Source organism: Sedimentitalea xiamensis, from assembly GCF_030164465.1.
Taxonomy (GTDB): domain Bacteria; phylum Pseudomonadota; class Alphaproteobacteria; order Rhodobacterales; family Rhodobacteraceae; genus Sedimentitalea; species Sedimentitalea xiamensis.
This window is the reverse complement of the sequence record NZ_JASNJE010000006.1, coordinates 1-20,820: the sequence shown is the minus strand read 5'-3', so window position 1 is coordinate 20,820 and position 20,820 is coordinate 1. Positions and strand designations below refer to the sequence as shown.

Genomic DNA, 20,820 nt, shown 5'->3' with positions numbered 1-20,820 from the left:
TAACTATTAGCCTCTAAACGCTTTTTCTCCTCTGCCGCATATTGACGTAGAGATTTGCCCTTTCCTTACGCTGAGTGGATCGGCGTAGTTCAAGGCGCCCGGCAGTATCGAACCCGATCTGCCAATTCCTTCGGGTCCAGTACACTCCTTCGGCTAGGTCTACGTTGTCAGGGTCGATGGTCAAGTCCGCAGCACCCATATGCGTTCCTCATCTGCGATGGTCGGATTTGGCGAAGTCTGTTCATACACGTAACGATCCGGCCCCATCCTCCGCATCGCAGGTTTTCCCTGGCTGCTCCGAATACCCCCGGATCGCTCGGATCTTCGTATTTTAGGAGTGGCCCCGACCGAAGGGGCTGCGGTAACATCAGCGCGTGTTGCAGTCCCGCGGCATCCGTTCCGCCGACCGGAACCAGCCCTGACAATGGATCATGCCCTTGAAAACCTTCTACAGCGAAAATCACCGCCTGCATTTCCCGCAAGCTGAACTGTCCGGCGGTCAGTTTGTCACCCCGTTCGAACGCCCGTCACGGGTCGAATATGTCCTGAACCGGTTGAAGGAACGCGGGTTTTCCGACATCGAGAAACCCGCCGAGGCGGACCTTGAACCGGCGCGAAGATTGCTTGATCCGGGGTATCTCGATTTCCTTCAGACCGCATGGGCCGACTGGAAAGCCGAAGGCATGGCCGGCGAAATCATCGCCGCGAACGTGCCTGCGCGCGGCATGCATCTGGATCGCGTTCCAGCCAATATCGACGGCAAGGTGGGCTATTACTGCCATGCCTCGGAAACCGCGATGACTGCGGGAACCTGGGCGGCGGCCTGTTCCTCGCTGGCCTCGGCGCAAGCGGCGCAACGGCATGTCGCCGCCGGGGCCAGCGCCGCCTTTGCCCTGTGCCGCCCACCCGGGCACCATGCGACGCGGGACCAGTATGGCGGCTACTGCTTCCTGAACAACGCCGCCATCGTGGCGCAGATGATGCGCGACGGCGGCGCCGACCGGGTCGCCGTCCTGGATGTGGATTTTCACCACGGAAACGGCACACAGGACATTTTCTATGGACGCGGAGATGTTCTGTTCGCTTCGCTGCATGGCGCGCCGCAGGACGCCTATCCCTATTTCATCGGATATGCCGACGAGACCGGCAAGGGCGACGGCGACGGCGCCAACATCAACTATCCCATGCCCCCCGGCACCGGATACGCGGTCTGGGCAGAAGCGTTGGAGAACGCGATCGCGCGCATCGGAGACTGGGGGGCGGATGCGCTCGTCCTGTCGCTGGGCGTCGATGCGTACAAGGAGGATCCGATCAGTTTCTTCAAGCTCGACAGTCCCGATTTCATCGATATGGGACAGCGGATCGCGCGGTTGTCCCTCCCTACCGTCATCTGCATGGAAGGCGGCTACGCGATAGAGGCGGTCGGCATCAACACGGTGAACGTGCTGGAAGGGTTCGAGAATGCGTGACGTCACCTTCGCCGTCACGCAGTTCGCGGTCGCGCCGGACATGGCGACGAACCTCGACCGCGCCGAAGACCTGATCCGGCGCGCCGCAGGCCGGGGCGCGCAGGTGATCCTGCTGCAGGAACTGTTCGCCGCGCCCTATTTCTGCAAGATCCAGGACCCTGCCCATTTCGCGACCGCCCTGCCCTACAGGGAAAATCCGATCCTGTCCCGGTTTTCCGCGCTGGCGCGCGAACTGGGTGTCGTGCTGCCGGTATCCTTCTTTGAGAAAGCCGGACAGTCCCATTTCAATTCCCTGGCCATGCTCGACGCCGATGGCCGCGACCTGGGACTCTATCGCAAGAGCCATATCCCGCAGGGTCCGGGCTACGAGGAAAAGTTCTATTTCTCGCCGGGCGATACCGGGTTTCGGGTCTGGGAAACGGCCTTTGGCCGGCTCGGGGTCGGTATCTGCTGGGACCAGTGGTTTCCCGAAACCGCGCGCGCCATGGCGCTGATGGGGGCCGAAGCGCTGCTTTATCCGACGGCCATCGGATCGGAGCCACCGGCACCGGGATACGACAGCCAGCCGCATTGGGAAATGACCATGCGCGGCCACGCCGCGGCCAACATCATGCCGGTCATGGCCGCCAATCGGATCGGGCAGGAAAGACAGCGCAATACCGAGGTGACGTTCTACGGCTCATCCTTCGTATCAAACGAAACAGGACAGATTGTCGAAAAGGCGGACCGGGAGACCGAAGCAGTGATTCTGGCCAGCTTCGATCTGGACGCGGTGGCGGAGTTGCGGGCCAGCTGGGGCGTCTTCCGCGACCGCCGCCCGGACCTCTACGGCGCGATCATGGGAATGGATGGCGGAGCCGTTGCCGGCTCCGCCAGGAAGATCACTTGACCAGTTCGGTCCAGATCGCCGTGTAAAGTTCGGTCGCGCTTTGCGGGCAGGTCGGCAGAAATTTTCCGGCCGAGACGAACTCTTCGGGAATGACGATTTCCGGAGCCTCTTTCATCTCTTGCGGCATGAATTCCTCGGATCCGGCAATGCCGTTGGCATAGCGGGCAAAGCTGGAGATCATCGCCGCGTTTTCCGGCACCATGATGAAATCGAGGAACTTGTAGGCTTCATCGACGTTCTGTGCATCCGCCAGCAGCCCGACCGAATCCATCCACAGCGGATAGCCTTCGACGGGATAGCCATAGACGACATCCGGATTGTTCAGGCGCGCCCGCATCGTCGAGCCATTCCAGTTCACGGTCGCCACCAGATCGTTGGAGGACAGCTTGTCCGTCGTCCCGTAATCCATCGCGATCCAGCTGGGCTTGGCCGCCATCAGCTTGTCGCGCACCTTCTTCAGCACTTCCAGGTCCTCGGTGCAGGCTTCGCCTCCGGCATTGAAGATCGCCAGCGCCATCACGTCATTCATTTCCGGGACGACGTTGACCTTGCCCACCAGTTCGGCCGGCGGATCGAGGAAGATGTCGGATGTATTCACATCGCCGCCGTAGACAGAGGTATTGACCGCGACCCCGGTCGTGCCCCATTGCCACGGAATGGTAAATTTTCGCCCCGGATCCCAGGCGACATCCACCCATTCCTGCGCGATGTTCCCGATGTTGGACAGCCGCGAATGATCCAGTTCCGCCAGCAGGCCCTTGCCGACGAAGACCGGCACGTAGTTGGCCGACGGCACCACAAGGTCAAAGCCGGAGCCGCCCGCCTCGACCTTGGCCAACGCGGTCGTGTTGCTGTCATAGTCGGTGATCGTGACCGTGATTCCGGTTTCTTCGGTGAATTTCTCGATCAGTTCCGGGCTTGTGTAGTTTCCCCAGTTGAACAGGTTCAACTGCCCTTCCGCGAAAGCGCTCAGGGTGCTCCCGAACAGGGCCGTCGTGGCGATCAGCATCGATTTCATGTGTCTCTCCTTTGTTGAAGTTGGCGGGTTCAGCCCCGTTTCTTGGTGATGATGAAGAACGCGGTCAGGATCAGCACCGTCAGCACCAGAAGCGCCGTCGAGATGGCGTTGACCTCGGGCGTCAGCGCCCTGCGCAACTGGCCGAGCATATAGGTGGGAAGCGTGTCCTGCCCCGCGGATTTGACGAATTCCGTGATTATCACATCATCCAGCGAAATGACGAAAGCCAGCATAGCGCCAGCGAGCACGCCGGGCATCAGCAACGGCAGGGTGATATGGCGAAAGGTCTGCCAGGGGGTCGCATAGAGATCCGCCGCGGCGATTTCCATGCTGGTGTCCATGCCTTCCAGCCGCGCCCGGATCGGAAGATAGGCAAAGGGCACACAGAACGCGGAATGCGCGAGGATGAGATAACCGAGCCCGGAATACCCAGTGGCGAGCTTGACCGAGGAAAAGAAGATCAGCAGCGCCACCGCGGTTACGATCTCGGGCACCATCAGCGGCTGGTTGATCATCACGTAGATGAAAGTCTGCCCCCTGAACCGTTTTCGGCGTGTCGTGCCGAGCGCCGCCAGAGTCGCCACCGACGTCGCGATGACGGACGCCCAGACGGCGATGATCAGGGACCGGACGGCCGCGCCCTGCACCGCCTCGTTTTCCCAGGCGATCTTGTACCACTTGAGCGAGAAGCCGCCCCAGAGATTGACCGAATTTCCGCCGTTGAAGGAATATACCACCAACGTGACGATCGGCGCGTAAAGCAGCACGAACGCCAGGATGGCAATTGCGGTGAAACCGGGCAGCGTCGTGACATCGAATGCGCGGTTCTTACCCATGCGGATCTTCCTTGGACGCCACCCGCGTGTAGATCAGCAGGGCGCCCAGAACGACGATCAGCAGAACCATGGACAGGGCGGCGCCCAGGGGCCAGTTCTGGCCTTGTCCGAATTGAAGCTCGATGAAGTTGCCGATCATCATGTTCTTGCCGCCGCCCAGGACGCGCGGCGTGACATAGGCCCCGAGACTGGGCACGAAAACCAGAATGCAGCCCGCCACGATCCCCGGTCGGATGATCGGCAGGATGACCCGCCGGAGGATCTGCATCCGCGACGCGTAAAGATCGTAGCCCGCCTCGATCAGGTTGAAATCGAACCGGTCGATGGCGGCGAACAGCGGCAGCACCATCAGCGGCAGATAGACATAGGCCATACCGATCAGAACGGCCGTATCCGTGTAAAGGATCTGGATCGGATCCGTGATCAGACCGATCTTGATCAGCGCGGTGTTCAGCAGGCCCTGGTTGCGGATCACTTCCATGATCGCGAAGGTGCGGATCAGCAGGTTCGTCCAGAACGGAATCGTGATCAGGAACAACCAGATGGCCCGTGATCGGGCGGGACGGGTCGCAATGAACCAGGCAGTCGGCAAGCCCAGGGCAAAAGTTACCAGCGTGGTGGCGAGCGACAGCTTGACCGACCGCCAGAAGATCGACAGGTTCGCATCCGCCAGGCTCACGGTCTGGTCGAAGATGTCCCTTTCGAACAGGATCCGGAACCAGGCGTCGCCGGAAAAGATCCACCTGACGCCGGAATAGTCGCCCGGCTCCAGGAAGGAATAGATCGCGACGATCACCAGCGGACCACTCGCCGCCACCAACAGCAACAGCAGCGCGGGCAATGACAGAAGCCAGCCATTCGCCCCGGAACTGCGCCTGTGGACCGATCCTCTCATTCGGCCAGCAGCTGCAGGGCGGTGCCATCAATCAGAACGCCGACTTCATCGCCATTGCCGTAGACATTGGCCGCATTGGCCTGCAAACGCGCGATCAGGAAGGTGCCGTCCGAAAGGGCAAGCTGATAGTGCATGTCGGTGCCGAAATATGTGGACTCCGCGACGGTGGCGTGGATCGCGCCTGGCCGATCCCTGGGCGCAATCCTGATCTGTTCGGGCCGGACCGCCAGGGTGACGGAACCGCTCGCCCCCTTGGCATCGACGACGATCGTGTCGCCGGAACCGAGCGTCGCCTGGTCCCCGGCAAGAGTCGCGCGGACAAAGTTGGTCTCACCGATGAAATCGGCGACGAAACGGTTGACCGGCCGATCGTAGATATCGCGCGGCGTCCCCACCTGTAACAGCTTGCCCGCCGACATCACGCCGATGCGGTTGGACATGGTAAGGGCTTCTTCCTGATCGTGGGTCACGAAAATGAAGGTGATCCCGGTTTCGGTCTGCAACCGTTTCAATTCGCTTTGCATTTCCTTGCGCAGCTTCAGATCCAGCGCGGACAGCGGTTCATCAAGCAACAGCACTTCGGGTTGCGGGGCAAGCGCCCGGGCCAGCGCCACGCGCTGCTGTTGCCCGCCTGACAACTGCTGTGGCAATCGATTGGCGAAACCGTCCAGCCGCACGAGCGCCAGCACCCGCGCCGCCGCTTCCGCCACCTCGGACTTGGGGCGGCCAAGCATCTGCAGACCGAATCCGACGTTCTGCGCCACCGTCAGGTGCGGGAAAAGCGCGTAGGACTGAAAGACGGTATTGATCGGGCGTTCATTGGGCGGGGTGAACGTGATGTCCCGGCCCGACAGGAGGATGGTGCCGGATGTCGGCGTCTCGAACCCGGCGATACATCGCAGCAGGGTCGTCTTTCCACAGCCCGACGGGCCGAGCAACGTGAAAAACTCCCCTTTTTCGATGTCGATACTGACATCGTCCAACGCCCTGACGGCACTTGTTCCCGCACCATAGGTCTTGACTATGCGACTGGCGGAAACCGCGATATCTTGGTTCAATCGACACCCCCTGTTCGGCTCCAGTCTGCTATGCGCTCGATACCTTGGCAAGGGGCTTGGCCCGATGGAACGCGTCCCGGCCGAAGACAAGACACCCCGAATGGTTGCGGCAGAGCCTGTCGTCAAAAGCGGCCGGCGGGCGTCGGCCATTTGCACCTGACGGCGTCCATTCCCCATAGGCTGCGCAAAAAACAGGCTTTGCGCCCGGATCAATATGCGCGCGCACCGGCGATCTTCATCCAATCAGTTGAAAAAACTCGATATTCCGACTCACCCGCGTCATGCGTCCGATGATATGTTAACAGAATATCTTGACAGAATTTTTGGCACAAACCTACTGTTGAATGTCGCTGGCACCTTTTGGCCACCGGGTTTCCAGCTGCCGCCTGGGAATGAAACAGTCCGGTTTTCTGTGGAAGGACTCGTCTATGGCATGGATTGTCGCCGTCATATTGCTGGTTGTTGCAGCCATACTGCTGATCCTGTTCATGAACCGGTATTACCGCAAGGCGACGCGGGAAATCAGCGTCGTGCGCACCGGTCTGGGCGGGCAAAAAGTCGTTCTGGACGGCGGCTGCATCGCACTGCCCTTCCTGCACAAGGTGTCGGAAGTGAACATGCAGACGTCCAAACTCGAAATTGAGCGGCTGGGTCCCAAATCGATCATAACCAAAGACCGTCTGCGCGTGGACGTGGGCGCGGAATTCTATGTCCGGGTCCACGCCAGCGTCGATGGCGTCGCCACGGCGGCACAGGCGCTGGCCGGCAAGTCCTTTCGCGCCTCCGATCTTGAAGACATCCTCGAAGGCAAGCTGGTTGACGCAATGCTGTCGACCGCGGCGCGCTACACGATGGACGACCTGCAGGACAATCGCGCCGGATACGCCAGGGAAGTCAGCGACATGCTGACCGACAACCTGGCCCAGAACGGCCTGATGCTGGAATCGGTTTCGCTGACGCGCATCGACCAGACTCCGTTCCATGCGCTCGACGAGAACAACGCCTTCAACGCGCTCGGGATGCGGCGGCTGGCCGAAATCATCGCGGTGAACAAGAAGGAGCGCGCCGCGATCGAGGCGGACGCCGACGTGTCCGTGCGTCAGAGCCAGTTGGACGCCACCAAGCGCAAGCTGACGATTTCGCGCGAGGAAGAGGAGGCGATGATCACGCAGCAGCGCGAAATCGAAATCGCCCGGTCCAAGTCCGCGGCAGAGACAGCGGAAGAGCAAGCCAGTTCCGAGAAACGACGGGAAGCCGCGCGGATCGAGCGCGAACGCGAAGTGCGTCTGTCCGAAATCGCCCGCGATACGGAACTCCGCCGCCAGACACTTGAGTCCGAACTGAATTCCGCTTTGAAGAAATCGGAAAACACCGTAGCGCTTGCCCTGAAACGCAGCGAGGAGGCGAAAGCCGAAGCCGAAGCCATCGCCGCGAAGGCGAGCGAAGCCGAAGCCGAGGAACGAGTCCGCACGATCCGCGAAACGGCCATCGCTGAACGCGACAAGGCGCTGGCGCTGATCCGGGCCGCCGAACAGGCCGAGGTCGACGACACCCGCGTGAAATCCGAAGCGGGAACCATCACGTCGATGGCCGAAGCCGAAGCCAGGGCGATGCTGGACCGTGCCAAGGCCAACCGCGACAAGCTATTGTCCGAAGCCGAAGGCCGCGCCGCGATCATCAAGGCGGAAAACGCCCAAAGCCCGGAACTGATCGCGATGAAGCTGGACGAAGCGCGCCTGCGCACGCTTCCCGAGGTGGTCGAACGCATGATGAAGCCGGCGGAAAAGATCGAAACCATTCGCATCAACCATATGACCGGCTTTGGCGGCGCCACCGGCGGAGGCGGCGACAGCGCCGCCGGATCGACGGTGAACCAGGTGGTCGATTCGGTGCTGAGCATGGCGCTGCAACTGCCTGCCGTGCAGAAATTGGGCGAAGAGGTCGGGATGAATATAGGCGACGGTGTGCGCGGCATCTCCGACTCCCTGCACAGGAAATCAAACGGGGATTCCCCGAAAAAAACGTCGGACGAAACATCAACCGACAAAACGGACTGACGCTCGCAAGCGTTCGTCGATCACCGACAGGAGAAAAGACAAATGAAACTTTCCCGCAGACACTTTGTCGTCGGCAGTTCCGCCCTCGCCCTGACCGCGCCGGCCACCATCGGTCGCGCGCAATCCGACGCGATCAAATTCGTCTCCATCCTCGATCTGTCGGGGGGGCTGGACATCTACGGCGCCCCGATGGCCGAAACCACCAAGCTGGCCATCGAAGACATCAACGCCGCAGGGGGCCTTCTGGGCCGCGAAGTCGAACTGACGCTGTATGATGCGCAATCCACGATCCAGTTCTACACGCAATACGCAACCCAAGCCGCCGCCGGCGACAAGGCGGACACGGTCCATGCGGGGATCACCTCGGCATCGCGCGAAGCCATCCGGCCGACGCTGGCGCGGTTCAAGACCCTGTATTTCTACAACGTGCAGTACGAAGGCGGCGTATGCGATTACAACAACTTCTGCACCGGCTCCACGCCGGCCCAGACCGTGGCCAAGGTCGTGCCCTATGCGATGGAGAAATGGGGCAAGAAAGTCTATATCGTCGCCGCCGACTACAACTATGGCCAGATCACCGCCCAGTGGATGCAGAGGTTCGTCGCCGAAAACGGCGGAGAAACGCTGGACGTCGAATTCTTCCCGCTCGACGTGACCAATTTCGGCCCCACCATCAACAAGATACAGACCGCCAAGCCGGATTTCGTGATCTCGGCGCTGGTTGGCGGCGCGCATGTGTCCTTCTATCGCCAGTATGCGGCAGCCGGCATGATGCAGGATATCCCGATCGCGTCCACCACCTTCGGGGTCGGCAACGAACAGAAACTGATCTCCGCCGAAGAAGGCAACGGCATCCTCGCCTCCTATGGCTATTTCGAAGGCATCGACAACCCGGTCAACAAGGCGTTCCTCGAACGGCTCGAAGCGAAGCTGGGCGCGGACCGTCCGGTGATGAACGAACTCGCCATCCGCTCCTATGAAGGCGCGATGCTTTGGGCCGAAGCGGTCAAGGCAGCGGGAACCGTCGACCGCGAACCGGTCATCGAAGCCCTGCGCTCCGGCCTGACCTATGAGGGTCCGTCCGGCGCCGTGACCATCGATCCGCATACCAATCACTGTTCGATGAACGTCTACATCGGCGACCTGCAGGATCAGACCTGGAACATCGTCGAGTCCTTCGCAGACCAGCCACCGGCCGATACCGCGCTGGTCTGCGACCTCGTGGCGAACCCCGATCAATCGGCGTTCCTGTTCGAAAACGGTCTCGAAGCCGCCGGCATCAAGTAAACCGGTTGGCCCGGCTTGCGCCGGGCCAACCTCCCCCAGCAGGAGATCGCCTTGGATCTGGTCGTCGCAGTTCTTTTTCAGCTCGTCTACGGCATCGCCAACCTGGCTCTGATCAGCCTCGGCCTTGCGATCATTTTCGGGATGATGCGGGTCATCAACCTTGCGCATGGCGAGTTTCTGATGCTCGGCGGGTATACCGTGGTCGTGGCCACCAATGCGGGCGTGAATATCTGGGTCGCCATGCTGATCCTTGCGCCGCTCGTGGTCGGCATCATCGGGGTGATCGTCGAACGGCTTCTGATCCGCTGGCTTTATGGCCGGATGGTCGATACCCTGCTGGCCACCTGGGGCCTGTCCCTTTTGCTGATCGGTCTCGTGACCTCGATCTTCGGGGCATCGACAGCCACCACCATTTCGCCGCCGCTGGGGATCATCCGGATCGGAGACTATTCCGCTTCGGGATACGAGTTGTTTCTCGTTGGCGTCACCATCGCGCTTTTCATTGCCGTCTACGCGACGCTCAAGTTGACGAAACTGGGTCTAGTCGCGCGCGGAACGATGCAGAACCCTGAAATGTCCTCGGCGCTCGGCGTGTCGACCACCCGCGTCTACATGATCACCTTTGGGCTCGGCGCGGCGGTGACCGGGTTGGCGGGCGGGTTGCTGGCCCCGGTCACGGGCGTCCTGCCGACCATCGGCGCCACCTATATCGCCAAGGCGTTCATCACCGTCATTTCCGGTGGCGCTTCGATCCTGGCGGGCACCGCGTCCGGTTCGGTTCTGCTGGGCGGGATCAACGGCATCTTCTCTTTCCTGACCGGTCCGACCATCGGCGAGGTCGCCCTGTTGGTCGCGGCGATCCTCCTTCTGCGCCTCATGCCACGCGGGATCACGGGGCGGTTCTTCCGCAAGTCCCTATGAACGGCAGAGACACGCTCCGTAAGATGCGGCCCGTCTTCGTTTTTGCGCTGATCGGGGTGATCTTCATGTTCACGGCGCCCTACGTGCTGCAACTCTTTACGATCATAAACCTGACCACAGCCATCGCGCTTGCCGTTCTGGCGCTCAGCCTCGCCCTGGTCTGGGGCTTCGGCGGCATCCTGTGCTTCGGGCAGGTCGCATTTTTCGGGTTGGGCGCCTATGCCTACACGATCGCGGCGATCAATTTCGGCGGCTCCACCTGGGCGATCCTCGTGGCGATCATGGTGGCTTCGGCCTTCGCCGCGCTGCTGGGCTATTTCGTGTTCTTCGGACGCGTGTCCGATGTCTACCTGGGCGTCATCACGCTGACCGTCACGCTGATCTTCTTTTCCCTGATCCGGCGCACGTCGGGACCGGAATACACGATCGGCAAGGCGCTGATGGGCGGATTCAACGGCATAACCTCACCGCCCCTGAACCTGCCCTGGGACGCCGGATCGTTCCTCTTTCCCGAACATGTATTCTATGTGGCGATGGCCGCTCTTATCCTCTGCTACGTGTTTTGCGGCTGGCTCGTCACCACGCATTTCGGCAGGGTCTGCGTCGGTATTCGTGAAAACGAACTGCGCGCCGAACTGCTGGGCTATGACTCGCGCCTCTACAAGCTGGGGATCTTCACCATTTCCGCGGGCATCGCCGCGATTGGCGGGGTGCTGTTCTGCAACGGTGTGGGGCGGATCACGCCGGACGTATTCAATCTCTACAACGCGGCACTGACCATCATCTGGGTGATCGTCGGCGGACGCGGAACCCTGATCGGGCCGATTGTGGCCACGTTCGGATTGTTCTACCTCACCTCCGCGCTTGGCGGGCAGTCGCTGTTCAACAACAACCTCGTGCTTGGCATCATCCTGATCTTCTTCGTGCTTCTGGTGCCCAAGGGACTGGCCCCGACCGTCACCGACTGGTTCACCCGGCGGCGCAAGCCGCGCCGCGCCGCCGGACGTCGCCGGCGCGCGGCCCGCCGGACCGGAGCCACTGAAGCATGAGTTCGAAGCGCCACAGACGCGACGTGATCGTGGAAACGCGCAGCCTGTCGATGCATTTCGGCGGTGTGCGGGCGGTGGACCAGGTGGATTTCACCCTGTTCGACAAGGAGCTGCGCTGCCTCATCGGCCCGAACGGCGCCGGCAAATCGACCTTTTTCAAATGCCTGACAGGGCAGTTGCACCCCACCGCCGGGAATGTGCTGATCCAAAGACAGGACACGACGGGTGCCGAACCGCACGAGATCGCGGGGCTTGGCGTCGGGATCAAGACACAGGTTCCGAACGTGTTCGACGGGCTGTCGGTGGATGAAAACATCTGGCTCTCGGCCCGCCGCTGGCACAAGCCGAAACGCGCCCGCGCGCTGACCGCTGAAACCATCGAACGGCTGAGACTCGGCGACATCCGCCGCGAGACCGTGGGCCGGCTCGCCCATGGGCAACGGCAGTGGGTCGAACTGGGCATGGTCGTCGCCGCCGACCCCTGGCTGGTTCTTCTGGACGAACCGGCCGCTGGCATGACTCACGAGGAAACCGCCCGCACCGCGGAGCTCATCAGGGAAATCAACACGGAAGCCGCCCTGATCGTGGTGGAACATGACATGCAGTTCATCCGCATGATCTCGAGCCAGGTCACGCTGTTCCACGAAGGCCGCATCCTGATGGAAGACACGATGGAGGCGATCTCGAACGACAAGCGGGCGCGCGAAGTCTACCTGGGGCACCGGGCATGAAAGCGCTGCTGAAAGTTCAGGGCCTGCGCTCCGGTTATGGTAAGGTGCCGGTGCTGCACGGCATCGACCTCGATGTGTCCGAAGGCGAGATCCTTGGCGTGCTCGGGCACAACGGGATGGGCAAGACGACGCTGCTGAAGACGCTGATGGGGATCGTCCCCGCAACCGCCGGCCAGATCATCTTTGACGGCGACGACCTGACCGCATTGCGTTCGTCGGGACGGGCGCGTCTGGGCATCGGCTACGTGCCGCAGGGACGCGGGATTTTCCCGAACCTCAGCGTGCAGGACAACCTGCGCATGGGCGTCGCCGCGCACGAGATGGACGAATACGACGCCATCGAAAGGGTCCTGGCCGATTTCCCGCGTCTTGAAAGGCTGCTGGACCGGGACGGCGGCGCGCTGTCGGGCGGTGAGCAACAGCTTCTGGCGCTGGCGCGCTGTCTGATTTCGGAACCGGACCTGATCCTGCTGGACGAACCGACCGAAGGCATTCAGCCCTCGATCATCGACGAGATCATCGAACTGCTGCAAGAACTCAACCAGCGCAGCCGGATTACAGTTGTGCTGGTCGAACAAAGCCTCGACTTCATCACCGCGCTTTCGGATCGGGTGATGCTGATCCAGAAGGGCGTCATCACCGGCGAGATTTCGGGCTCCGAAGCCTCCGACCCGGATCTGATCGAAGAGTTTACCGGCTTCGGTTCGCCGGGTTCCGGCGCACGCAAGAGAACTTCCGCCGCCGTTCTCGCCAAAGGGGCGCCCGCCGCGCCCGGCAAGACGCCCCGCGCCGTTTCCCAGATACCTGCGCAGGTTTCGCCCGGCGCCAGTTCCCTCACCGAAAGGATGTCCTACATGACCGTCCAACGCCCCACCCTCGCGCAGATGAAAGACGTGGTCGCCGAACTGGGGATGCACATGTCGGACGCCCGCGTTCAGGAGTTCCTCGACGTGATGCAGGGCACGCTGGATGCCTATGACGTGGTCGATTCCCTGCCCGACTACCTGCCGCCGGTGCTGTATCCGCGCACTTCGGGCTATCGGCCGACGCCGGAAGAGAACCCGATGAACGCCTGGTATGTGAAAACCGAAATCAAGGGCGCGCCGCGTGGCCCGCTTCTGGGGCGCAGCGTCGCTCTCAAGGACAATGTGTGCCTCGCGGGCGTTCCGATGATGAACGGGGCCTCGACTCTCAAGGGCTATACGCCGGACCTGGATGCCACGGTCGTGACCCGGCTGCTGGATGCGGGCGCCACCATCGCGGGCAAGGCGCATTGCGAATATTTCTGCCTGTCGGGCGGATCGCACACCAACGCCACGGGGCCAGTTCACAACCCGCACAAGCACGGCCATTCCGCGGGGGGGTCTTCGTCCGGGTCGGGCGCTTTGGTCGGGGCCGGCGAAATCGACATGGCTATTGGCGGCGACCAGGGCGGGTCGATCCGGATGCCCGCTTCGTTCTGCGGCTGCTACGGTATGAAACCGACGCATGGGCTTGTGCCCTATTCGGGAATCATGCCCATCGAGAACACCATCGATCACACCGGACCGATGACCCAGAACGTGATGGACAATGCGTTGATGCTGGAAGTGATCGCGGGCCCCGACGGGCTTGACCCGCGGCAATACGACGTGAAAACGGATCGGTATACCTCCTCCGTGGGGCGCGGCGTTTCCGGCTTGCGCATCGGGGTCATCAAGGAAGGCTATGAGCAGCCCGGCGCTGAATCCGATGTCAACGACAAGGTCCGCGCCGCAGCCGAAACGCTGCGGGGACTGGGTGCGACGGTGGACGAAATCTCGGTCCCCTGGCACCTGCACGGCGTGGCCATCTGGACGCCCATCGCGCTCGAAGGGCTGACCCAGCAGATGATGCTCGGCAACGGTTTCGGCACCGGGTGGGAGGGTCTCTATACCACGTCCTTGCTGGAATATCATTCCAACTGGCGCACACGGGCCGACGAGCTGAGCGATACGCTCAAGATTTCCATGCTGATCGGCCAGTACCACCTCAAGAACACGCGCGGCCGCTACTACGCGAAGGCGCAGAACCTGTCGCGGCAACTGCGCGAGGAGTTCAACAAGGTGTTCGCCTCCTATGATCTGCTGCTGACCCCGACCACGCCGATGAAAGCCCCGCCCATCCCGCCAGCGGATGCCTCGCTCGAACTGTGGTGCCAGCGCGCGTTCGAGATGATCACCAACACGGCGCCCTTCGATGTCACCGGCCATCCCGCGATGTCCGTGCCCTGCGGCATGTCGGGCGGGCTGCCGGTGGGGCTGCAGATCATCGGGCGGCGCTATGATGAGAGCACGATCTATCGCGCGGCTGCGGCGTTCGAGCAGTCGGGCAACTGGCGCGAGAAATAGGCGGGAGGGCTGCGCTCGTGACACGGCCCCTGGACGGTCTCTCGCATGTAAGGGGCAGCACCGCGCGCGCCCTGATCGAGGCTACGATACCGGGCTTCATGTCGGAAGTGCGCCGCCGCCATGGCAACCGGCCGGCAGTCGTGTTCTGCCAGACCGGCGAACGATGGAGCTATACCGACCTGTTGCGGCGGGTGGACCGGCTGGCGGCGGGGCTGCTGTCGGTCGGCGTCTACAAGGGCGACCGCGTCGGCATCTGGTCGCCAAACCGTCCCGAATGGGTGCTGGCCCAGTTCGCGACCGCCCGGATCGGGGCCATTCTCGTGAACATCAACCCGGCCTACCAGACCGGCGAACTGGAATACGCGCTGCGCAAATCGGGCGTCAACACGCTGATCACTGCGCGGCAGTTCCGTGGCTCCGACTACATCGCGAAACTGCGCGACCTCGCCCCCGAACTGGACAACACGCGTCCCGGACGGTTGCGCGCCGCACGACTGCCGGACTTGCGCCGGATCGTGCAGCTTGGCCCCGATGCCACGCAGGGCGCCTATTCCTTTGACGATCTCATGGCGCGGGGCGGTGCCGGGCCGAAGGCGCGCCTGGATGCCATCGGCGCATCGCTGAAACCGGATGATCCGATCAACATCCAGTTCACCTCCGGCACCACGGGCCACCCGAAAGGCGCGACGCTGTCCCATCGCAGCATCATCAACAACGCAATTTCCTCGGCCCGCGCGATGCGCCTGACCGCGCGCGACGCTCTGTGCATTCCGGTGCCGCTCTATCACTGCTTCGGGATGGTGCTGGGCAACCTCGCGGCCGCTTCCTGCGGGGTCAAGATGGTGTTTCCCGGCGAAGGTTTCGATGCGCTCGCCACGCTCAGGGCCGTGGCTGACGAAGGATGCACAGCGCTGCACGGCGTGCCGACCATGTTCGCGGCGATGCTGGATCATCCGGAGTTCGCCCAATTCGACCTACGCAGTCTGCGCACCGGCATCATGGCCGGCGCGCCCTGCCCCGCGCCGCTGATGCGCCGGGTGATGGAGGACATGCATTGTGACGGCATCACGATCGCCTATGGCATGACCGAAACCAGCCCGATCTCTTTCCAGTCCGACCCCGACGATCCCCCGCAGCGGCGCATTACCACCGTGGGCCGCGTGCAGCCGCATGTGGAATGCCGGATCGTCGATGACAAAGGCCGTACCCTGCCGGTCGGACAACAGGGGCAGTTGCTGACCCGCGGCTATCTCGTGATGAAAGGCTATTGGAACGATCCCGAACACACCGCCACCGCGATCCGCGATGGCTGGATGCACACCGGAGATCTCGCGGTGATCGACGACGAGGGCTATTGCCGGATCACCGGGCGCGCCGGCGACATGCTGATCCGGGGCGGCGAAAACATCTATCCCGCGGAAGTCGAAGAACTGCTATCCGGCCATCCCGACATCGCGCAGGCGCAGGTCTTCGGCCTGCCCGACCCGCGCCTTGGCGAAGAGGTCGCGGCCTGGATCGTCTTGCGGCCCGGCGCGAAAATGACCTCTGACGCCCTGCGCGACTGGTGCGCCGACAGGATCGCCCGCTACAAGATCCCGCGCCACATCCGGTTTGACCCGGACATGCCGCTGACCGCCACCGGAAAACCGCAGAAATTCAAGATGCGGGACACGATGTGCGCCGATCTGGGGGTCGCGCCCCCACCCTGACCCAAGAGGAGTCCGCCCATGCATACGCTCACCGCCATCATCCGCGCCCGCAAAGGGTCGGAAGACCTTGTGCGCGCCGAACTTTTGAAAGTCGGCGTCTTCGCCGCCGCGAACGAGCCCGGCACCGTCGGTTTTTTCGTGGCGCAGGACCCGGACGATCCATGCCTGTTCACCACCTACGAACGGTTCACCGACAAGGCGGCGATGGACGCGCATAACAACGGCGCCGCGTCGCAGGGCTTCTTTGCGGCGGCGGGAGAGCGTCTCGATGGCGATGTCACGGTCGTGACGGCCGTGGAAGTCTGGCCCGAGTGACCGCGCCCTGCCCCCGGCGCGCGGAAAGCGCGATCAGAGTTGCACGCCCTTTGTCAGGGCCCCGTCAATCACGAGGTTGGTGCCAGTGGTGAAACTGGAGGCAGGACTCGCCAGGAAAACGACGCCACGCGCGATCTCTTCGGGTGTCGCCATGCGCCCCGTCGGGTTCAGTGCAAGCGCGCCGGCAAAAAGTTCCGGGTTGTTCCGTTCAATGTTCTGCCAGATGCCGCCTTCGAAATAGGTGTTGCCCGGAGACACCGTATTGGCCCGGATTCCCTTTGGCGCCAGCTTCATCGCCTGCCCCTGCGCATAGTGAACAAGCGCCGCCTTGAACGCCCCGTAGGCCGGTCCGGTGAAATCTATTTCGCGACCGGAGACCGACGAAATCAAGGTGATCGACGCCGCTTCGGATTTCTCGAGAAACGGCATCGCCGCATTCACCAGCCGCACCGAATGCATCATGTCCACCGCGAATCCCGCCTCCCAGGCCGCCTCGTCATCGGCCACGGCCAGGGCCGAAACATTGGCCACGATCATGTCGATCCCGCTCAGGGCCGCGGCGGAATCCGTGACCCATGATTTCAACGCGTGCCTGTCCGAAACGTCGACACCACGCCCGATCGCGGCGACACCCTTGGCTTTCAACGCATTGACCGTTTCCGTGACACCCGCAGTGTCGCGGGCGCAGATCGCGACATCGGCGCCCTCCTCCGCGAAAATCTCTGCGCAATGGCGGCCAATACCCCTGGTTCCGCCGGTGATCAGGGCCTTCAGCCCCTTCAGTCCAAGATCCATGTCAAACCCCCATTTCAGCCCAGGTACGCCTTGAGCATCGAAGCGCCTAGGGTGTATTTCGGATCGACCATGTTTCCGACCCGCATGCGTCCGGCCTGTGTCGCCAGAAAATAAGCCTCGGAGTCATCGAATCCGTAATCGTCGACCAGCCAGCGCACGAGGTCACGATAGGCCATGCGCGCGGCGTCTTCCATCGGGCGCGCGCTGCCGAGCGACATGATGAATTCCTCGTTCTCCAGCCGGACGCCGGGGATCGTCCAGCCCTTGACGAGGTCGATCTGCACCGTGACGGTGGCCGGGATTTCGACCGCCACGCCGCACAATTCACCGTCCCCCTGCCGCGCGTGGCAATCGCCGATGAAGAAATGCGCGTCCTTGCGCTGCACCGGGAAATAGATGATCGCGCCGGGCGCGACATCGGGGCAATCCATGTTTCCGCCCCAGTAATCGGGCTGCAAGGAACTGACCGCCTCGATTTCCGGGCTCACCCCCATTGTCCCGACGAAGGGTTCGTAGGGCAACGTGATCCGGTCCGAAAACTTGACGCCGCCTTCGGGCGTCACCTCCATCTTCTTGACCCGCTCGGGGATCGGCGCGTTCAGCATCTGATTGCCGTCCGCCACCAGCGCGCCGAAACTCGGGATCAACGCGGTGGTGCCCGCCGGTTGCGGCCCGCGCGGCAGCAGGGACCGGATGTATACCGCCAGCACATCGCCCTTTTCCGCGCCGTCAATGGCGATGGGTCCGTTCTGCGGATTGACGAAGGGCATGTTCAGCACCCGCGACGGCAGATCGGATTCCGACCGGATCGCGCCGCCAAAGGCGTCCAGCGTTTCGACCTCGACGACATCGCCCGGCGCAATCCGCAACACCGGTTCCGAATAGGGACCGTAGACATAGTGGAATGTTCCCTGATCTTCCTCGCTCAAGCGGTGGGTCGCACCGGCTTGCCCCTTCGCGACCGCCTTGCGCCCCATGACCGAATTTTCCGTCCATCCCATGACATGACCCCGTTCTTGCCGTTGTGGTTTGACTGTGATCTGGTGCGCCGGCGCTCCGTGTCCAGAACCGGATCGAATTCCTTTCAACTCATCGGCGGGGCGCGCGTATGCCAATCGGTCGCCCGTTGGTAGGCGTCGGCCGCTCGGATCAGGGTCGCCTCGCCCAGCCTCGGGCCGACGATCTGCATGCTCAGCGGCATACCGGCCCGGTCCACGCCGTTGGGCAGAGTCACCGTCGGGCTGCCCGAGAAATCGAACGGCGCTGTATACCGCAGAATGGCGTTCAGCACGTCGGGTTCTTCACCGAATTGCGCCATGTCGACCAGGCTGGGCGTCGGCATGGGCATGGTCGGGCACAACATGCAATCGACGCCGTTGAACATCGTCGACAACGCCCCCGTGAACGCCAGCCGCAAGTGGTGTCCGCGTGCCGCGTCCATGCCCGTCGCGACGCGCCCCTCGTCGATCAGCTGCGCCAGATCAGGGCCATATTCGCCCGCCCTTCGCGGATAAGTGTCCTTGTGCGCGACCGCGGTTTCAATCGCGCACATCATGATCCATGTGGCGACAAGCTCCTCGTGGGGCGGCAACGCGACCTCCACAATGCGCGCGCCCTGTGCTTCAAACACCGCGACGGCCTGTTCCAGAGCGGAAGCCACGTCCGGATCGACACCGTCAAGGCAATAGGACCGGTCTATGCCGATCCGCATGCCGCGAACGGGTTTTCCCAGCGCGTCCGCGTAGTCCGGCACAGGTGTATCAAGAGTGGTCGGATCCTGCGCGTCCCATCCGGCAATCGCCTGCAACATCACGGCGCAATCCGCCGCCGACCGGGCCATCGGTCCAATGTGATCCAGCGACTCCGCCAGGGCAAAGACCCCATGCCGGCTGACCCGGCCCCAGGTCGGCTTGATCCCTGTCAGACCGCAGGTGGCGCAGGGGAACCGGATCGACCCGCCGGTATCGCTGCCCAGCGACGCGAAACACAACCCGGCAGACGTCGCCACGCCCGATCCGGTCGAAGAAGACCCGACCCAGTAGTCCGGGTTCCACGGGTTCGGTGGCGTCGGGATCTGGGGGTGATGGCTGGTATAGGCCCCTTCGGTCATCGTGAGCTTGCCCAGGATCACCGCACCCGCCGCCTCCAGCCGGTCCACGACGGTCGCATTGTAGGCCGGCATGAAATCCGCGTGGATGATGGTGCCCGCGCCGGTCGGGGCGTAGGTCGTGTAACACAGGTCTTTCACCGCAATCGGCACGCCGTGCAGGGGTCCCTTGAAGATGCCCTTGGCCATGTCCGCATCCGCCATCTGCGCCTGATCACGGGCGCGATCCGCGCAGACGCGAACATAGCTTTGGAACTGCGGATCTACAGCGGCGATCCGGTCCAGCATCCGATCCGTCACCGCTGCAGCGGTCATGTCGCCCCCGTGGATCATCCGGCCGACTTCGAGCAGGGTCTTGAAGTGCAAGTTGTGTGATGACATCGAACGCTCCATCCCGAAACGTGACCGCACTCCTTTGCCATGGTGTGTCATGCCCGGGTCAGGCACATAGGTTAAGCCGTTCCGGCGCTGACACAACCATAAAGGAGTTGTCGCTTGCGGACGGCCCTGTCTTGCAGGCGTGAGTTGGACGGATAGCCGATAGCCGGTCGTTGCGGACTGCGGTCACTTGCCCGGCCAAGTTAAGCCGTGCAATCGGCCTTGGCCTTCCTGAATGTCGCCATGCGTTCCCCCAAATTACGCGCGCGGCGTGAATCAAGCATGATTGAAACCACGGAAGGACACAATATGACAACCGGAACGAAACATGTTTTGGGCGTTGCGCCCATAACAACAAGGTTGAAACGTAAGCGGGAGTTTGGTTCTAGTTTGATTTATGGTGCGGTCGAGAAGGCTAACTTCACGGCCAGACAGACCAAAGGTACAAAGTTTTTCAAAGACTTACCAAGAACCCCTAACGCCCGTGTGTCCCAAAACGTGCCCCAACTGTGTCTGACAAACCAGAGCGCATGACAAGTCATGAGCTTGGATTCGTCATCAGTCGAACCCAGCCAGCCAAGGGAAGCAGGTGGCTAGGTCGCCCGTCATGAGATGTGCGCTGCCTTTGGTTTCTTGGCCGCAAGGTCGCGCCAGGCTATGCAAATTGCACACCTAAGGGCTGCACACACAGGGCTACTCCAGCGGCCGCTAGAAGTCCCTCATCAGGTCTTCGCTAAGAGAGGTGGTCGCGAGATTTCGGACCAGTTGCTAAGCTTTAGCGACTGACGAAGGAATACCCCAGATGACGAAGCGGAAACGCTATTCGGCGGAGTTCAAGGCCAAGGTTGCGCTTGAAGCCATCCGTGAAGAGCTGACGACGGCCGAGCTGGCCAAGAAGTACGGCGTCCATCCGACAATGATCAGCGGCTGGAAGAGA

General features: G+C 62.3%; 18 protein-coding genes. 11 read left to right on the top strand and 7 right to left on the bottom strand.

All coding sequences use genetic code 11. From position 1 onward, the window contains the following. The first annotated feature begins 431 nt into the window (after positions 1-431). Together QO034_RS06720 and aguB are read left to right on the top strand one after the other, a co-directional pair. Entirely contained in the window at positions 432-1,469 is a 1,038-nt protein-coding gene (locus QO034_RS06720) for a histone deacetylase family protein (protein ID WP_321169989.1), read from the top strand. Then, entirely contained in the window at positions 1,462-2,358 is an 897-nt protein-coding gene (gene aguB / locus QO034_RS06715) for an N-carbamoylputrescine amidase (RefSeq protein WP_284484742.1), read from the top strand. The genes QO034_RS06720 and aguB overlap by 8 nt, the downstream gene beginning before the upstream one ends. On the opposite strand, the gene QO034_RS06710 is transcribed toward aguB, so the two are convergent. The 4 genes from QO034_RS06710 to QO034_RS06695 are packed head-to-tail and all read right to left on the bottom strand — an operon-like array spanning position 2,351 to position 6,165. Next, positions 2,351-3,376 carry an extracellular solute-binding protein gene (locus QO034_RS06710; protein ID WP_284484741.1) on the bottom strand — a complete coding sequence of 342 codons (1,026 nt, stop codon included), beginning with the start codon at positions 3,374-3,376 and terminating at the stop codon, positions 2,351-2,353. The genes aguB and QO034_RS06710 overlap by 8 nt on opposite strands. Positions 3,377-3,405: 29 nt before the next feature. Continuing rightward, entirely contained in the window at positions 3,406-4,212 is an 807-nt protein-coding gene (locus QO034_RS06705) for an ABC transporter permease (protein ID WP_284484740.1), read from the bottom strand. Next, positions 4,205-5,107 carry an ABC transporter permease gene (locus QO034_RS06700; RefSeq protein WP_284484739.1) on the bottom strand — a complete coding sequence of 301 codons (903 nt, stop codon included), beginning with the start codon at positions 5,105-5,107 and terminating at the stop codon, positions 4,205-4,207. Before QO034_RS06700 ends, QO034_RS06705 begins: the two co-directional genes overlap by 8 nt. After that, positions 5,104-6,165 carry an ABC transporter ATP-binding protein gene (locus tag QO034_RS06695; protein ID WP_284484738.1) on the bottom strand — a complete coding sequence of 354 codons (1,062 nt, stop codon included), beginning with the start codon at positions 6,163-6,165 and terminating at the stop codon, positions 5,104-5,106. Before QO034_RS06695 ends, QO034_RS06700 begins: the two co-directional genes overlap by 4 nt. 428 nt (positions 6,166-6,593) lie before the next feature. On the opposite strand from QO034_RS06695, the gene QO034_RS06690 reads away from it, so the two are divergent. Genes QO034_RS06690 through QO034_RS06655 form a run of 8 tightly spaced genes read left to right on the top strand, consistent with a single transcriptional unit; the run spans position 6,594 to position 16,603 of the window. Beyond that, on the top strand, positions 6,594-8,222 hold the full coding sequence (locus tag QO034_RS06690; protein ID WP_284484737.1) for a flotillin family protein: 1,629 nt from the start codon (positions 6,594-6,596) through the stop codon (positions 8,220-8,222). 42 nt (positions 8,223-8,264) lie between these two features. Then, on the top strand, positions 8,265-9,509 hold the full coding sequence (locus QO034_RS06685) for an urea ABC transporter substrate-binding protein (RefSeq protein WP_284484736.1): 1,245 nt from the start codon (positions 8,265-8,267) through the stop codon (positions 9,507-9,509). A gap of 51 nt (positions 9,510-9,560) precedes the next feature. Further along, positions 9,561-10,430: a branched-chain amino acid ABC transporter permease gene (locus tag QO034_RS06680; protein ID WP_284484735.1), complete on the top strand. Its 870-nt coding sequence runs from the start codon at positions 9,561-9,563 to the stop codon at positions 10,428-10,430. Next, positions 10,427-11,479, top strand: coding sequence for a branched-chain amino acid ABC transporter permease (locus QO034_RS06675; RefSeq protein WP_284484734.1), 1,053 nt, complete (start codon positions 10,427-10,429; stop codon positions 11,477-11,479). The genes QO034_RS06680 and QO034_RS06675 overlap by 4 nt, the downstream gene beginning before the upstream one ends. After that, the gene (locus QO034_RS06670) at positions 11,476-12,210 is read left to right on the top strand and encodes an ATP-binding cassette domain-containing protein (RefSeq protein WP_284484733.1); all 735 of its coding nucleotides are present in this window, start codon (positions 11,476-11,478) and stop codon (positions 12,208-12,210) included. Before QO034_RS06675 ends, QO034_RS06670 begins: the two co-directional genes overlap by 4 nt. Further along, positions 12,207-14,579, top strand: coding sequence for an amidase (locus tag QO034_RS06665; protein ID WP_284484732.1), 2,373 nt, complete (start codon positions 12,207-12,209; stop codon positions 14,577-14,579). The genes QO034_RS06670 and QO034_RS06665 overlap by 4 nt, the downstream gene beginning before the upstream one ends. Before the next feature lie 17 nt (positions 14,580-14,596). Continuing rightward, positions 14,597-16,288 carry an AMP-binding protein gene (locus QO034_RS06660; protein WP_284484731.1) on the top strand — a complete coding sequence of 564 codons (1,692 nt, stop codon included), beginning with the start codon at positions 14,597-14,599 and terminating at the stop codon, positions 16,286-16,288. An 18-nt stretch (positions 16,289-16,306) separates the two neighbouring features. Further along, on the top strand, positions 16,307-16,603 hold the full coding sequence (locus QO034_RS06655; RefSeq protein ID WP_284484730.1) for a putative quinol monooxygenase: 297 nt from the start codon (positions 16,307-16,309) through the stop codon (positions 16,601-16,603). Between the two features lie 33 nt (positions 16,604-16,636). Here the strand turns inward: QO034_RS06655 and QO034_RS06650 are convergent, their stop codons facing one another. The 3 genes from QO034_RS06650 to QO034_RS06640 all read right to left on the bottom strand — a co-directional run bounded on the left by QO034_RS06650 (position 16,637) and on the right by QO034_RS06640 (position 19,886). Next, positions 16,637-17,398, bottom strand: a complete 762-nt coding sequence (locus tag QO034_RS06650; RefSeq protein ID WP_284484729.1) for an SDR family NAD(P)-dependent oxidoreductase — start codon at positions 17,396-17,398, stop codon at positions 16,637-16,639. A gap of 14 nt (positions 17,399-17,412) precedes the next feature. Further along, positions 17,413-18,399, bottom strand: coding sequence for an acetamidase/formamidase family protein (locus QO034_RS06645; RefSeq protein ID WP_284484728.1), 987 nt, complete (start codon positions 18,397-18,399; stop codon positions 17,413-17,415). A gap of 83 nt (positions 18,400-18,482) precedes the next feature. Next, a complete protein-coding gene (locus tag QO034_RS06640) occupies positions 18,483-19,886 on the bottom strand; it encodes an amidase (RefSeq protein ID WP_284484727.1) in 1,404 nt (467 codons plus the stop codon). A gap of 799 nt (positions 19,887-20,685) precedes the next feature. Here QO034_RS06640 and QO034_RS06635 point away from each other — a divergent pair. Next, on the top strand, positions 20,686-20,820 hold a 135-nt coding region (locus QO034_RS06635; protein ID WP_284484917.1), incomplete at its 3' end, for a transposase.